This window comes from uncultured Campylobacter sp. (assembly GCF_938039205.1).
Classification (GTDB): domain Bacteria; phylum Campylobacterota; class Campylobacteria; order Campylobacterales; family Campylobacteraceae; genus Campylobacter_A.
The window spans coordinates 1-13,247 of record NZ_CALHVM010000028.1; the positions used below are offsets into that span (position 1 = coordinate 1).

Here is a 13,247-nt window from a genome sequence, read left to right on the forward strand (position 1 = left end):
CGTTCGGGGTTTTTTGTGATTTATTGGAGTCGGATTCGTCTACGTCAAATTTAACCCGCTCAAAAGTAAATCCCACGGCCTCCAGCCAGTAGCCGATATACTCAAGCGGGTCGCACGGACGGTCGAAGAAGTCCTCCGCAAGCGCGAACTCGCAAGCAAATTTTACATTTCGAGGATCGCGGGTTTGCAGCAGGCAGCTAAAAATTTTTTGTTTGTCATCTTTGCTTGCCTGAGGATCCGCAAGCCTCTCGCGCCAGATTTGTGAGCTCTCGTAACTAAGCCCGCGCCACGGATACTCCGCATAATACGTGCTCTCGTTCGGCTGCAATTTAAAAAGCTCGCCCAGATATGGGTGCAAAAACGGCGCAAACTCAAGACTCGCCGCGGCGATGACCTCTTCGGCGTTTTTCCAGCGCGCGCTCTTTTCATCTCTGCCGCGTTGCCGCGCATTTTTGCTTGCGCTTTCGTCCGCCCGCGCCGAGCGTGCATTCTCTCCCGTCTGTGCCGCGCTTTCATTCTGCTGCGTTTCGCGCTCCTCTGCCGCCTCCTCGCGCAAAATTTCAACCGCCGTAGCGATCAAAGCTTTAAAATCCTCCTCGCCTACGTAACCCATAGCGTCCTTTAGCAGCGTGCCGCCCTCTTGCCGCCCGCGTAGCAGGCTGTCCGCTAGCGCAAAATACGCTGCCGTATCCCCTTGCAGCCGCCAAAACCGCTCGTATAAATCTGGCACTCTAAAGCCGTCACGTTCGAAATCTCGCGCTAAATTTAGCGCCTCGTCCCGCTTGCCCATACTTATTTTCCTTTATAGTTTTATCGCAAATTTTACCAGGATTTATCTTGCTTTTACGCCAAATTTAAAGCCATCGGTTGCGGAAAGATTAAGCATTAAGATAATTCAAGAATCATGCGGATTAGGCGATACGAAAACCAAATTTCATCTCGCAAAACCGCAAATCAAACCTGCTTAAATTCGACGCCATAAAAGCAGGTTTAAATTTACGGTTCAAAAACCGACCTTGTGCCGCCCTCTTAAATTTTCGTCGCACTCCCGCCAAACTCCACGCGAAACTCCGTCAGCCCGCCGCCGCTTTTACACGAGATTTTAAATCCGAGCTCTTTGCAAAAAGTTTTAACGATATGAAGCCCGATGCCAAAGCCGCCGTTTCGCTCGTCAAACCGCGTATAAAGATCAAAAATCCGCGGCAAATTTTCCTTCGCGATACCTGCACCGCTGTTTGAGATCGCGAGCGCACCAGGGGTTAAATTTACGCTTACCGAGCCGTTTTCATCGCAGTATTTTATGGCGTTACTTAGTAGATTGTCGATGATTTTTCGCGTTTTTTTATAGGATGAGCGTAGCTGCACTTCGGCGATTTGCGTGCTTAGTTTTATATTTTTTTGCTCCAAATTTAGTCCAAAATACCCGATCCTCTCGCGCACCAGCTCGCTCAGGCTAAAACTCGTCGCCGCGCCGTCCTCTTTGCCGCTAAGCTTTACTAGGGTGAGGTCCTCGTATAGCGTCGAGATAGTTTTGGAGGCGGTTTTTATGTTATTTAGGTATTTTTTCGGATCGGTTTCAAACATCTCTATACTCATCAAAATGACGCTAAGAGGCGTATTTATCTCGTGCGTCGTATCCCTGATAAAGCCGTTTAAAAAGTCGATGCGGCGGTAAAGCGGACGCAGCGAAAGACGGATGATAAAATAAGCTATGATTAAAATAGCAAGCAGTATCATAAACGAGAAAAATATTATCTTGAGTTTTAGCGTGAGAATCGTAAACTCCGGATCTGCGACCTTGACGGCGACGTAGTACTCCTCCTCGCCGAGCCGATTTTTGAGATAAAACTGCACGACAGAGTTCGTTCCGTCCTTATACCTTTGCGGCATGCCCTCGCGCGGCTCAAAATCATCCTCAATCTCCTCACCCGTTTTTAAATTTACGGCAAAAGCCTCGACGTCGTCGAAATCATCGTCGTCTATCTCGCCGTTTTTTTGCAGTTTATTTTGCAGGTGATGCTGCAAATCTCGCACGATAAACACGTCGCGATCGAGTATAAAATGCTTCTCGCGCTCGTAAAACATCTGCGCGAAAAAGACCAAAAATGCGGCGCTCGTGATAAAATAAAGCAAAAATATAGGTAAAATTTGACGGTCCGAAAGCGCTAGAAAGGCTTTTTTAATGGATTTTAGAAGGGACATTTGCCGCCTTTTGGATTAAACTTACGGGTATTTTGCGGATGTAAAATTTGAAGCCTAAAGCGGTAAAAGCTCTGCGCAAATTCGGATGAAAATTTAGACCGATACCTTACTCTTTGTCTCCTAGCGACCGCGAAAAGCTTAAACATATTTATAGCCTAGCTTTGAGGCGCTGACGATTCGTTCTTTGCCTAAAATTTTACGTAGCTCTGCGATATAAACGCGCAAACTAAGCTCGCTAGGACTCTCGTCGTAGTCCCAAATTTGAGAATAAATCTCGTCTCTACTTAAAAATCTATCCTGATTTTTTAGCAAAAGCGCAAGTAGCCTGGACTGCTTTTTAGGCATCGAGACAGCCTTGCCGTCACGAAATAGCAAGCCCTGATTCATATCAAAGCCCAAATTTTCGCCGACATTTACCAGCTCGTTTTTATTGTGCACAAAGGTGCGTTTTAGCAGATTTTGCACGCGCAGATGTAGCTCTTTTAGCTCAAAAGGTTTTTTTATGTAGTCATCGCAGCCGCTAGTAAAGCCGCTTTGCACGTCATCGAGCGTATTTAGCGAGGTAGTAAATATACAAGGCGTGTTTTTGCCCGCGTTTCGCAGCTCCCGAAGTAGCGCAAAGCCGCTGCCACCGATGATCTTGACGTCAAATATCCAAAGATCAAAGTTGCTTTCATAAGCCAAATTTAACGCATCGTCGTAGCTTTTCGCGCCCGCAGTCTCGTAGCCTTGCGCCTCCAGATACGCGCACATCATCTCAAGCAGCATATTTTCGTCCTCGACGATCAAAATTTTACTCATTTTCGCTCCGTTTTCGTTTGCTTTTGTCGTTTTACGGCGTTTTATCCGCTTGATCTTATTATATCTGTCGGCGCGGCTTTACGCTAAATTTTTCGCCAAACATCTCAAATTTGCGTTAAATTTACCCACATGCGCTCAAATTTAGCCGCAAACAGATCCTGCGTAAATTTATCAAATTTCATCTAAATTTGAAGGTAAAATTTCATAAATTTATAAGTTCGAGCCTCCAAAAAGGAAGCTCGAATTTTATTATTTCATCGGCTATTTTGGGCCCTTGTAGCCGCCAGCTTGATTGCAATCTCCGGCATTTGCACAGTCCTGCGCCATCATGCCTTTACCGCCGTGCTTAAAACCGCCCTTAAAATCGTGCTTAAATTTCTTGTGAAAATCATCGTCGTCATCGCCGTCTTTTAGCTCGATATCAAGCCTTTTCGCCTCCGCCACGCTTAGCGCGCCCACTTGGGCGTTATAGCCGCTTCTAAACTCGCGCATAAACGCCTCTCTATCGGCGATACTCATACCCTCAAACTTCTTTCTGATTTCGGCCTTTAGCCCGCGTTTGGCCTCTTTGGCCTCAAATTTTAGCTTGCCAGCGCGTTTGTCTATCTCAAACGCTACCTCGCTAAGCGTCTTAGCATCGGCATTTGCGACCATTTTATAAAGCTCGTCGTTCGTGCTATTTTCAAGCGAAGCGGCAAAAAGCCCGCCCGCAACCAACATACTAATCAAAACTACTTTTTTCATTTTCTCTCCTTTAAAAAGATGAGCGAAGTTTAAAGAAAAGTCGTGAAAAAAATGTTAATTTAAAATTTCGTTGATTTTTTTTACGAAATTTAGCGGATTTACCTGCACGCCGCCCGCGATCACGCCAAAGTGTAGGTGTGGCCCGCTCACTCGCCCACTAGCGCCGCTAAGCGCGATGATATCGCCTTTTTTGACTCTTTGTCCGACTTTTACGTTTAGCGCGCTTAGATGATAGTACTGCGTGTAAATGCCCTCGCCGTGGTCTATAACCACAGACCCGCCAGCATAGTAGCGATCTTTTGCGATGGCAACTACGCCGTCGTTTGCCGCAATCACCGATGAGCCGACCGCGGCCCTAAAGTCCGTGCCGCCGTGGTAGCTCTTTAAAGTGCCGTTAAATACGCGCGCGGTGCCAAACGGACTCGTGACCGCCGAGCTCATAGGCAGGATAAATTTGGAGTCAAATTTTAACCCGGCATTAGCCGTGGCATAGATTTTATTCGCCTCCTCGCGCTCCTCCTCGATACGCTTTAGTACCTCTTTTGGCGGCGTTACTTTACTGCCTTCGACTGTTATTTTTTCTTTTTTGTATTCGCCCTCTACGATCTTAAAAACCATCGTCTCATCGCCGTCTTTAAGCCCGTTTATTAGCTTGATCTCACCTTTTTGGCGGTATCCCGCGGAAACGATGGCAAATTTTAGATTTTCATCCCCTGGCACGTTAAGCCAGCGCTTTTTCTTGCCATCTATGCTTAAATTTCCGGCAAATTTAGCCTCCACCTGCACTATCTCCACGTCGCCATTTACGATAGTCTGAGTTTCGCTCGGCACACCAGCCTGCTCTTTTGCGCTCAAATTTAAACAAATCAAAACGGCTAAAATAATTTTTTTCATTTACATCCTTTACGTAAATTTAACGAATAATTTTTAAATTTAATAAAAAAATACTATAATAGCGGGTGAATTTTACGAAAAAGGAAACAAAAATGAAAATATTTTTAAAGCTTGCCGCTTACACGCTTTTGCTCGGTCAGCTTGCTTATGCGGATTTTACGCAAAATCAAAAAGTACGAACTTCATTTGATATCTTAAACGATTTGGGCTCTAGAAAACTGCTAAATTTAAAAGATACTAGCGAAATAAGAGGCATCATGGTCATCCCTGAAGTAGTTAGCGGCGGGCTAGTCGTGACGACTCATACTGGAGACGGTATATTCGTCGGCAGAAACGACGAAAATGAATGGAGTAGTCCTATATTTATAAATTTTAAAGGCGGCGGCATAGGTCTGCAGGGCGGCTATAAATCAACCGACCTTGTTGTACTTTTTAAATCAAGAAGGTCGTATGCTGGGCTAATAAACGGTAAAGGCCAAATAGATCTTAGCGCCGATGCCGTAGTGTTAGCGGCCGGCGAAAAAGCTGGCATAATGAGCGACCTGCCTGAAATTACGGCTTGGGCTACGCTTAGAGGTAAAAGTAGAGGCCTTTTTGCAGGCGTTAGCATAAATACCTCTTTGGTAGTCGTCGACAAGCAGGCTACGTATGATTATTACGATAGAATGTACGATATGGAAGATATCTACAACAACTCTCCGAAAGACTCAAGATATACAAAAACACTAAAAGAAGTATTGAATAAATATTTTAAATAATTAAGAGGAAAAACGGTTTGGCCTAGCAGCTAAACCGTATAAAGAGAGACAAATCTCTTTTTGTTGATCGGCGAAAACTGCGTCATATACTCAAACGCCTCCTCATAGTCTCCGTCGGTATATTTTGCGACCTCTTCGATAAGCTCGAAAAGCTCTTCATCGTCAAGCGATTCAAAGTTACCTCGGTTTTCTAAAACCTCCAGCAAAACCGCTTCAAGCTCTAGCTCGTCGTACGTCATGGCTTCCCTTTTAAAATTTTTGCGGAATTATGCCAAAATAACCTTTATAACCGCTTAGTCAAAATCTCCATTTTTTGAGAATTGGTCTTAAATTTATCGCATTATCAGCTTTTTTTTACTATAATAAAAATTAATTTTAATTGGCTGAAACGGCGGCAAAATGCACACTTTTGATAAATTTTATATGAAATTTTTAGAGCTTTTACGGGATTACGGATATAAAAATTCCGCCGCAAAAGAGCAAATTTTAAAAATTTTATTTTCCAGCGACGAGCACCTTAGTGCGAGCGAAATACAAAATAAGATCAAAAGCGAATTTAGACGAAACGTGAGCCTCACGGCGATCTATCAGTTTTTAAATTTTTTGCAGGATTTCGGACTCGTTCTTAGCTTTGAAGAGAGCGGGATAAATAGATTCGAGCTAAATTTAAAGTCGCATCATGACCATCTAATCTGCATAAAATGCGGCGCAGCGGAGAGTTTTTTTGATAAAGATATAGAGGAAAAACAAGAGCAAATTTGTTTAAATTTAGGTTTCAAACTCGAGGGGCACGCTATGATTTTATACGGAATTTGTCCAAAGTGCCAAAATAAATAGCCTATTTTGCGCCTCTTTATCAAAAATGATTTGATAACGATATGCAAAAAAGTTTCAGTTAAATTTAAGCGTAGCAAATAGATAATACGCCAAAAAACAAAGGAGAAACATGAGCGCAGCACCACATATACCATCGGAGTTAGTCTTACGCATAGCTTCGTATTTCACGCCGATCCACCACGTCGCAGGCCGCCTAAGAGTCCGCGTCAGCAGCGATATCAAAAAAGAAGCGGACAGCTTGCCATTAGAAAAAATAGATCAAGCGATCAAGCAAATAGACGGCATAAAAAACGTCAAATTTAACAAGCTAATCGGCTCTGCAACGATCGAATACGACCACGAAGTTTTCCCGAAAAAGATGTGGGACGATCTGCTAAAAGGCGAAAATTTACACGAAATTTCAGCCCTCATCAACAACCTAGCTCAAAAAGCTACCGGCGGCGCAAGATGAACGAGGAGCTAAAGCAAGCCGCAAATGCGGTATTTTTACTAGAGTCGCAGGGAGTAAAATTTTACGAAAACGTCTGCAAAAAAGATGAAATTTTTGATCAAATTTTAGCGGTTAGGCAAAGCGGACTAGAGCTTTTAAAGCCCTACGCAGACCCCGCCGACCCGCAAGTTTTTTGTGCTTTAGCGTGCGAGGACCTTGACGCTTGTTTTATAAAAGCGCTAAACTACGAGTTTGAGCTAAATGCGTTTTATGAAAATTTTACCGATAGCCTGAGCGATGAAAATTTTAAAGATATTTGCTTTAGGCTCTGGGCTACGTCAAATAACGAATACATCCCAGCTCTAAAAGCAAAACTGGCTCAAATTTTAGCTACGCAGTTTCAAGGTGCGGATAACACAAGCCAAGAGGAGCAGGCGCAAACGGCTCAAAATCCGAGCGACAATATCCTAAACGCTTTTGATTCGCAGAGCTTTAAGCAAATCAGTCAGACACTAGAGCGCATAGGCTCTGGGCAAGGCAGCAAAGAGGACGCGATCGCGCTTTTAAACAATCCGAATTTTTCATTTTTCGGCGGTTTGGCGCTTGGCGGACTAGCCAGCATGATGCTCAGTAAAAATTTAGACAAAAACAAAGATAAAGAATAAAATTTAACACAAAGGATAAAAAATGGCATTACCGTTTATCGCAGGAGCAATCTTAGGAGGTTTAGCCGTCGCGGCTTTTAACAACAAAGACAAAATCAAATCAACCCTTGAAAGCGGACTAGATAAAGGCAAAGAATTTGCCGAAAACGCAAAGGAATTTGCCGAGAAAAAAATAGGCGAAGCAAAAGAGTACGCCGAGAAAAAATTTGCTAAAACAAGTGAAGAGGCAACCGAAACAAAAAAACGCACAAGACGCACTAGCGCCGAAGTAGCCGCTGAAAAAGAAGCCAAAAAAACAAAATCTAAGAAAAAAAGCGCTCCAAGAGCTAAAAAAGCTCCGGCAAAAGCAGCCGAGCAAACCGAAAGCCTAGCCGAAGATATCGCAAACGCGCTTGAGCCAAATTTAGAAAAATAATAAAGGTAAAATATGAATCTAACATCAACAACCAGACTCCCACTGGACCATATGATAAGCGGCGCGCTAATCGGCGCGATAGCAGCCGGCGGCGTAGGTATACTAAACTATAAAAAAGGTAGCGCAAGCAAGGCCGAAGTAGTCGCAAAAACGACCAAAACCGCGATCCAAGGCGGTATCGTCACGGCATGCGCCATTAGCGCGTCAAACAAACTAGTCTCTGCACGCTATTTTGCTGCGGCCGTCACCGTAGCCGTAGGTATCGCAGGCGTGGTCGCGACGGAGAATTTAATCAAAAATTTAGAGGAAAGTAAATGAAAAACCCATACATCAATCAAACTCAAACAGTAAATCAGCTAAACGACGACGGTAGCACGACGACTACGACTACGACGGTAAAGACTACTGGCGCGCCAAGCGCTTTTGATCGCGGTATAAACGACGCGCTAAAGGACTTCATCCCTGCAAATTTTAATGCAGCAGGCTTTATAAAAGGTGCACTCATAGGCGGCGTCGTGGCATACGTGCTAACAAACGAAAACGCGCAAAAAGCGCTATTTTCAGCTATCGCGAAGGGATCAAATTTGCTTCAAGCAGGATTTGAAGAACTAAAAGAGCGATTTGAAGATGTAAAGGCCGAAATTGACTCCCAAAAATAATGTTCGCATCGCGCACCTGACTAAAAACCGCGTGCGCTTCGTTTGCGAACGCATCGGCGAGGACTGCGACGAGAGTCGCTTGGAGGCTCAAATTTCGGAGTTTAGGTATGCAAAAAGCGTCAGGGTAAACAAAAAAGCAAAGAGCATAGTCGTCGGCTTTGAGTCAAATTTAAACGAAATCAAAGAGTTCATCGAAAATTTGCCGATCGCAAATTTAAACAAGCATAAAAACAGCCCGAGCAAGGCTGAAATTTATAAGGCGGCAACGGCTCTAGCCATCACGCCTCTTATAAACAACAACGGCGTAAAGGCTATGGCTAGCCTGATAGCGGCCGCGCCACTACTAAAAGAAGGCGCAAGCGAAGCCGTAAACGAGGGCATAACCTCAAAGGTACTCGAAGCTACAGCAGTAGGTGTGAGCCTGGCTAGACGCGACTTTTTGGCGGCAAATAGCACAAATCTCATGCTAACTATCGGCGAATACATGGAAGAAAGCGCCGTACACCGCAGCGACGACCTCATCAAAGAGCTAGCTCGCCCGAACATAGAAGAGGTCTGGATCGAGATAAATGATCACGGCAAAAAATCCCTCAAAAAAATCGCGACCGTAGACGTCAAAATAGGTGACATCGTAGTCGTCGGCGCGGGCGAGAGCATCGGCATCGACGGCTACATCGTAGAGGGCACCGCAAGCGTAAATCAAGTCTCGATGACGGGTGAAGCCGAACCCGTCAAAAAAGAGCGCGGCGACCGCGTGATGAGCGGAACCGTCGTCGAGGACGGGCGCATAAAAATCTGGGCCGAGAGCATAGCAGCCGAGAGCGCGACTGCTAGGATAAAATCCTACATCCAAAGCTCACTAAACGAAAAATCCGCCGTCGGACTAAAAGCTACGAAGCTAGCCGACAAGCTAGTGCCCGTGACGCTAAGTCTAGCCGGCGTTTCGTATCTACTTAGCCGAGATATGACTCGCGTGGCTAGCGTCTTGCAGGCGGACTACTCCTGCGCGCTAAAGCTAGCCACGCCCGTCGCATTTAAATCAAGCATCTCAAAAGCCGGCCGCAACGGCGTACTGATAAAGGGCGCCAAAGCTATCGAGGCGCTAGCGAGCGCCGATACTTTCGTCTTTGATAAAACCGGCACGCTAACGCACGGCAGCCTAAGCGTCGTCAAGGTTCACTCATTTAAAAAGGAATTTACCGAAGCGCAGCTCTTAAATTTGACCGCAAGCGCTGAGGAGCACTACTTCCACCCAGTAGCCGAGGCCATCGTAAAGGCCGCGCGCGAGATAGGCTTTCATCACATCCATCACGATGAGGTCGAGTTTATCGTCGCTCACGGCGTGAAAACATACGTAGGCGGCAAAGAGGTCGTGATCGGCTCAAGGCACTTTTTAGAGGACGACGAGCAAATTTCATTTAGCAAACACGAAGAAATCATAAAAAGCGAAGTAGACAGCGGACTCACGCTACTTTACGTAGGCTACGACAAAGAGCTCTTGGGCGTCATCGCCATGCGCGATACCATGCGAGAAAATGCCGCGCAGACGCTAGCAAAGCTACGAAAACTAGGCGTAAAAGAGCTGATAATGCTAACGGGCGACGTGCAGTCTAAAGCCGATCAGGTAGCAAGCGAACTAGGTATCGATAGAGTCTATGCAAACTGCCTACCTACCGATAAAGCAGGCATCATCGAGCAGCTAAAAGCCGAGGGTAAAAAAGTAGCCTTCGTCGGAGACGGCATCAACGACGCGCCAAGCCTCACCAAAGCGCACGTAGGCATCAGTATGCAAAAGGGTGCTGATATAGCAAAAGCCACCGCCGACATCAGTCTACTAAAAGACGACATCGGCTCGGTCGCCGTCGCAAAAGACGTCGCAAATAAAACTATGAGGCTGATAAATACGAATTTTAACGCCACCGTCGGCATAAACTCGCTCATCCTAGCGGGTGCTACGTTTGGACTCTTTAACCCTATCGCCACGGCCATTTTGCACAACGGTACGACGATCGGACTGCTGGCAAATTCGATGAAAGGCGTCAAGATAGGCGCGAAGTAAATTTGAAGGAATGACGGTTGATAGATAAAATTTTAAAATTTATGAATGACGAGATGTCGCTAGCCAACGACTTTTTATACGGCTATTTTTTGGTTATAGTGCTTGTTCTTACCGGTATTTATTTTAGCTATATTACTAGATTCGTGCAGTTTAGGATGTTTTTTGAGGCATGCAAGGTTTTAGTCGAGAAAAAAGATAAATACAACAAACACCACCTCACGCCGTTTCAAGCGCTTATGATCTCCACCGCCTCGCGCGTGGGCATCGGAAATATCGCCGGCATCTCCGCGGCTATCGTAGCCGGCGGACCGGGCGCGCTATTTTGGATGTGTTTGATGGCTTTTTTGGGTGCGGCTTCGGCATTTGCCGAGAGTACGCTAGCTCAAATTTACAAGACCAAAGACGCATTTGGCTTTAAAGGCGGCCCAGCATATTACATCAAAAACGGCCTAGGCATCAAGTGGATGGCGAGCCTTTTTGCCGTTATCCTCATCATCACGTACGCATACGGATTTAACGGCCTACAAAGCTACACTATGACCTCTGCCTTCCAAATTTACTACGACCAAAGCGTTGGCGCTACGAGCTTTAGCGATAGCGGCTTGCCGGTTGGTATCGGTATTATTCTAACGGCATTTGCGGCGGTGATGTTTTTTAGCAAGAGCCACGTCATCGGCAAGGTTAGCTCATATATCGTGCCTTTCATGGCACTTGCCTATATCCTGCTAGCCTTTATCGCGATTTGCTTAAATTTTGACAAACTCCCCGCCGTCTTTGATATGATCATGAAAAGCGCCTTTGATTTTAAGGCGATATTTGGCGGATTTGCCGGTAGCGTGATCGTCTACGGTATCAAGCGTGGCCTGTTTTCAAACGAAGCTGGCATGGGTTCTGCGCCAAACGCAGCAGCCGCGGCCCACACTAGCCATCCGGTAAAGCAAGGACTCGTGCAGGCGATGGCGGTTTTTATAGATATGACGATCTGCGTGGCTTCTGGCATGATAGTGCTTTTCTCACAAGCCTATATCACAAAGCAAACGGGTGCCGGCGGCGAACTGCTCACCGCACTTCCATTGGTGCAGGCCGCGATGCGCGAGTACTACGGCGAGATCGGCCTTCACTTTACGACGCTTGCGGTGGTGCTTTTTGCGATCACGTCGCTGATTGGCAACTACTACTACGCGCAGGCAAATATCAAATACCTCACCAAAAACCACAAAATCGCCATAGCCTTTAAACTAACGGCGGTCGCGATGATATTCGTCGGAGCGCAGATGAATCTCACTATCGCTTGGAACATCGCTGATATCACGATGGCGGCGATGGCTACGATAAATATCGCTGCGATCTTTATGCTATCAAAAGTCATGATAAAAGCTCTAAAAGACTACGAATCGCAAAGAAAAGCGGGGCTAAATCCGGAATTTGACCCTGAGAGCATAGGCATCGCAAACACAACTTGCTGGAGAAAAAAATGAACATAAACGGACAACTTTTAAATTTACAAACACACAGAAAAGTCGCAAAAATCGGCATGAGCGTCACTCTAGCCACAGTTTGCCTAACGGCGTTCGGGCTTAAAGGCAGAAACAAAGGCAGCTTTAAAAAGTGGCACGTAGCCTCAGGCGTCGCGTTTATAGGTTTTTCGCTCTATCACGCGGGCCTCTACGAAAACGGCATCTTTAGAAACATGATCGTAAACGCAAATAAGAAAAACGCCGAGGCAAAAAGGCTAGCAAGCGATGATCAAGATAAATGACGCCGAAATTTTAGCCTACATCGGCGAGGATCTGCCCTACTTTGATCTTACGACCTCGCTTCAAGGCATCCGCAAAAACGCCGTCTTAACCATACTGCCGCGCGAGGACGTGACGGTTAGCTGCGTAGACGTCGCCGCTCGCATCGCGCGTTTGCTAGACTGCGAGACGCAAATTTGCGTCCCAAACTCAGCCGTCGCGGCCGCAAAAGAGCCGATTATAAAAATCAGTGGTAGCTACGATAATGTGCACAAAGCCTGGAAACTAGCGCAAATTTGCCTAGAGTACGCCTGCAAGGTCGCCACCTACGCAAGAGCGATGAACGAGGCCGCCAAAAGCGTAAATCCAAAATGCGAAATCCTAGCCACGCGCAAAAGCTTTCCGTTTGCCAAGAAATTTTGCCTAAAAGCCGTGCTTGAGGGCGGCTGCGGCATACATAGGCTAAATTTGAGCGACAGCGTGCTGTTTTTTAAAAATCACATCAAGGCTTACGACTCGTATGAGAAGTTTTTGGCTCAAATTTCAACCTTTAAAGCAAAATCTCCCGAGCGTAAAATCGCCGTCGAATGCGAAAATTTAGACGACTGCGAAACGCTTTTAAAGGCGGGCGCCGACGTCGTGCAGTGCGATAAATTTACGCCGGGGGCGGTAAAGCAGGCGGTAGATCTACGAGATAAAATCACTCCAAACGCGGCCCTAGTTGTAAGCGGCGGGATAAATCTAAAAAACGTCCGAGAATTCGCCGTCACAGGCGCGGACGCACTCGTCACATCAGCTATGTACACGCAAGGCATGGCCGACATCACGGCGGTTTTAGAGATAGTATAATTTGCAAATTTGACAGACCGCTTGGCTAGTCAAATTTGTGCATGCGTTTAACGTATAGCTATATCAAACTTTCTTATTTTCTATCCTTTCTAAAAAACTCAACTATCATCTTTTGATTACATACTTCCAAATACTTCTCCCTACCGCTATCGCAAGATATCCCGTATCCTCTCGACTCGCTTCCAAAAGCCTTTATAA

The 13,247-nt window shown here is 45.9% G+C and carries 17 protein-coding genes; 11 read left to right on the forward strand and 6 right to left on the reverse strand.

From position 1 onward, the window contains the following. The 5 genes from Q0394_RS04460 to Q0394_RS04480 form a co-directional block, all read right to left on the reverse strand. On the reverse strand, positions 1-790 hold a 790-nt coding region (locus Q0394_RS04460; protein WP_298945693.1), incomplete at its 3' end, for a hypothetical protein. Between the two features lie 239 nt (positions 791-1,029). Next, on the reverse strand, positions 1,030-2,202 hold the full coding sequence (locus Q0394_RS04465; protein ID WP_298791818.1) for a HAMP domain-containing sensor histidine kinase: 1,173 nt from the start codon (positions 2,200-2,202) through the stop codon (positions 1,030-1,032). Between the two features lie 138 nt (positions 2,203-2,340). Next, positions 2,341-3,003, reverse strand: a complete 663-nt coding sequence (locus tag Q0394_RS04470) for a response regulator transcription factor (RefSeq protein ID WP_298945694.1) — start codon at positions 3,001-3,003, stop codon at positions 2,341-2,343. A 261-nt stretch (positions 3,004-3,264) separates the two neighbouring features. Next, positions 3,265-3,747: a DUF1104 domain-containing protein gene (locus Q0394_RS04475; protein WP_298945695.1), complete on the reverse strand. Its 483-nt coding sequence runs from the start codon at positions 3,745-3,747 to the stop codon at positions 3,265-3,267. 54 nt (positions 3,748-3,801) lie between these two features. Then, positions 3,802-4,641: a M23 family metallopeptidase gene (locus Q0394_RS04480; protein ID WP_298791824.1), complete on the reverse strand. Its 840-nt coding sequence runs from the start codon at positions 4,639-4,641 to the stop codon at positions 3,802-3,804. Positions 4,642-4,733: 92 nt separating this feature from the next. Between Q0394_RS04480 and Q0394_RS04485 the strand changes: the two genes are divergently transcribed. Beyond that, positions 4,734-5,399, forward strand: coding sequence for a lipid-binding SYLF domain-containing protein (locus tag Q0394_RS04485; RefSeq protein WP_298945696.1), 666 nt, complete (start codon positions 4,734-4,736; stop codon positions 5,397-5,399). A gap of 29 nt (positions 5,400-5,428) precedes the next feature. Here the strand turns inward: Q0394_RS04485 and Q0394_RS04490 are convergent, their stop codons facing one another. Next, positions 5,429-5,638 (reverse strand): hypothetical protein, encoded by a 210-nt coding sequence (locus tag Q0394_RS04490; protein WP_002945385.1) that lies wholly within the window; start codon positions 5,636-5,638, stop codon positions 5,429-5,431. A 160-nt stretch (positions 5,639-5,798) separates the two neighbouring features. Here Q0394_RS04490 and Q0394_RS04495 point away from each other — a divergent pair, with 160 nt between their 5' ends. The 10 genes from Q0394_RS04495 to modD all read left to right on the forward strand — a co-directional run bounded on the left by Q0394_RS04495 (position 5,799) and on the right by modD (position 13,049). Continuing rightward, positions 5,799-6,236, forward strand: a complete 438-nt coding sequence (locus Q0394_RS04495; protein WP_298945697.1) for a Fur family transcriptional regulator — start codon at positions 5,799-5,801, stop codon at positions 6,234-6,236. A gap of 109 nt (positions 6,237-6,345) precedes the next feature. Next, positions 6,346-6,687: an HMA2 domain-containing protein gene (locus Q0394_RS04500; protein ID WP_298945698.1), complete on the forward strand. Its 342-nt coding sequence runs from the start codon at positions 6,346-6,348 to the stop codon at positions 6,685-6,687. Further along, positions 6,684-7,331 carry an aminotransferase gene (locus Q0394_RS04505; RefSeq protein WP_298945699.1) on the forward strand — a complete coding sequence of 216 codons (648 nt, stop codon included), beginning with the start codon at positions 6,684-6,686 and terminating at the stop codon, positions 7,329-7,331. The genes Q0394_RS04500 and Q0394_RS04505 overlap by 4 nt, the downstream gene beginning before the upstream one ends. A 22-nt stretch (positions 7,332-7,353) precedes the next feature. Continuing rightward, on the forward strand, positions 7,354-7,746 hold the full coding sequence (locus tag Q0394_RS04510) for a hypothetical protein (RefSeq protein ID WP_298791958.1): 393 nt from the start codon (positions 7,354-7,356) through the stop codon (positions 7,744-7,746). Positions 7,747-7,758: 12 nt separating this feature from the next. Then, a complete protein-coding gene (locus Q0394_RS04515; RefSeq protein ID WP_298945700.1) occupies positions 7,759-8,064 on the forward strand; it encodes a Cys/Met metabolism pyridoxal-phosphate-dependent enzyme in 306 nt (101 codons plus the stop codon). Continuing rightward, a complete protein-coding gene (locus tag Q0394_RS04520) occupies positions 8,061-8,405 on the forward strand; it encodes a hypothetical protein (protein ID WP_002952117.1) in 345 nt (114 codons plus the stop codon). Before Q0394_RS04515 ends, Q0394_RS04520 begins: the two co-directional genes overlap by 4 nt. Further along, the gene (locus tag Q0394_RS04525; RefSeq protein ID WP_298945701.1) at positions 8,389-10,464 is read left to right on the forward strand and encodes a heavy metal translocating P-type ATPase; all 2,076 of its coding nucleotides are present in this window, start codon (positions 8,389-8,391) and stop codon (positions 10,462-10,464) included. Before Q0394_RS04520 ends, Q0394_RS04525 begins: the two co-directional genes overlap by 17 nt. Before the next feature lie 41 nt (positions 10,465-10,505). Further along, a complete protein-coding gene (locus tag Q0394_RS04530; RefSeq protein WP_298945703.1) occupies positions 10,506-11,942 on the forward strand; it encodes an alanine/glycine:cation symporter family protein in 1,437 nt (478 codons plus the stop codon). Beyond that, positions 11,939-12,223 carry a hypothetical protein gene (locus Q0394_RS04535; protein WP_002952110.1) on the forward strand — a complete coding sequence of 95 codons (285 nt, stop codon included), beginning with the start codon at positions 11,939-11,941 and terminating at the stop codon, positions 12,221-12,223. Before Q0394_RS04530 ends, Q0394_RS04535 begins: the two co-directional genes overlap by 4 nt. Then, on the forward strand, positions 12,207-13,049 hold the full coding sequence (gene modD, locus Q0394_RS04540) for a ModD protein (protein ID WP_298945702.1): 843 nt from the start codon (positions 12,207-12,209) through the stop codon (positions 13,047-13,049). Before Q0394_RS04535 ends, modD begins: the two co-directional genes overlap by 17 nt. Positions 13,050-13,247 lie beyond the last annotated feature (198 nt).

Excerpts from the sequence above, each read along its gene's own strand:
- Q0394_RS04485 (WP_298945696.1), top strand. The coding sequence starts at position 4,734 with ATGAAAATATTTTTAAAGCTTGCCGCTTACACGCTTTTGCTCGGTCAG.
- Q0394_RS04490 (WP_002945385.1), bottom strand. The coding sequence starts at position 5,638 with ATGACGTACGACGAGCTAGAGCTTGAAGCGGTTTTGCTGGAGGTTTTA.
- Q0394_RS04475 (WP_298945695.1), bottom strand. The coding sequence starts at position 3,747 with ATGAAAAAAGTAGTTTTGATTAGTATGTTGGTTGCGGGCGGGCTTTTT.
- Q0394_RS04470 (WP_298945694.1), bottom strand. The coding sequence starts at position 3,003 with ATGAGTAAAATTTTGATCGTCGAGGACGAAAATATGCTGCTTGAGATG.
- Q0394_RS04480 (WP_298791824.1), bottom strand. The coding sequence starts at position 4,641 with ATGAAAAAAATTATTTTAGCCGTTTTGATTTGTTTAAATTTGAGCGCA.
- Q0394_RS04515 (WP_298945700.1), top strand. The coding sequence starts at position 7,759 with ATGAATCTAACATCAACAACCAGACTCCCACTGGACCATATGATAAGC.
- Q0394_RS04510 (WP_298791958.1), top strand. The coding sequence starts at position 7,354 with ATGGCATTACCGTTTATCGCAGGAGCAATCTTAGGAGGTTTAGCCGTC.
- Q0394_RS04520 (WP_002952117.1), top strand. The coding sequence starts at position 8,061 with ATGAAAAACCCATACATCAATCAAACTCAAACAGTAAATCAGCTAAAC.
- Q0394_RS04505 (WP_298945699.1), top strand. The coding sequence starts at position 6,684 with ATGAACGAGGAGCTAAAGCAAGCCGCAAATGCGGTATTTTTACTAGAG.
- Q0394_RS04495 (WP_298945697.1), top strand. The coding sequence starts at position 5,799 with ATGCACACTTTTGATAAATTTTATATGAAATTTTTAGAGCTTTTACGG.
- modD (WP_298945702.1), top strand. The coding sequence starts at position 12,207 with ATGATCAAGATAAATGACGCCGAAATTTTAGCCTACATCGGCGAGGAT.
- Q0394_RS04465 (WP_298791818.1), bottom strand. The coding sequence starts at position 2,202 with ATGTCCCTTCTAAAATCCATTAAAAAAGCCTTTCTAGCGCTTTCGGAC.
- Q0394_RS04535 (WP_002952110.1), top strand. The coding sequence starts at position 11,939 with ATGAACATAAACGGACAACTTTTAAATTTACAAACACACAGAAAAGTC.
- Q0394_RS04530 (WP_298945703.1), top strand. The coding sequence starts at position 10,506 with ATGAATGACGAGATGTCGCTAGCCAACGACTTTTTATACGGCTATTTT.
- Q0394_RS04500 (WP_298945698.1), top strand. The coding sequence starts at position 6,346 with ATGAGCGCAGCACCACATATACCATCGGAGTTAGTCTTACGCATAGCT.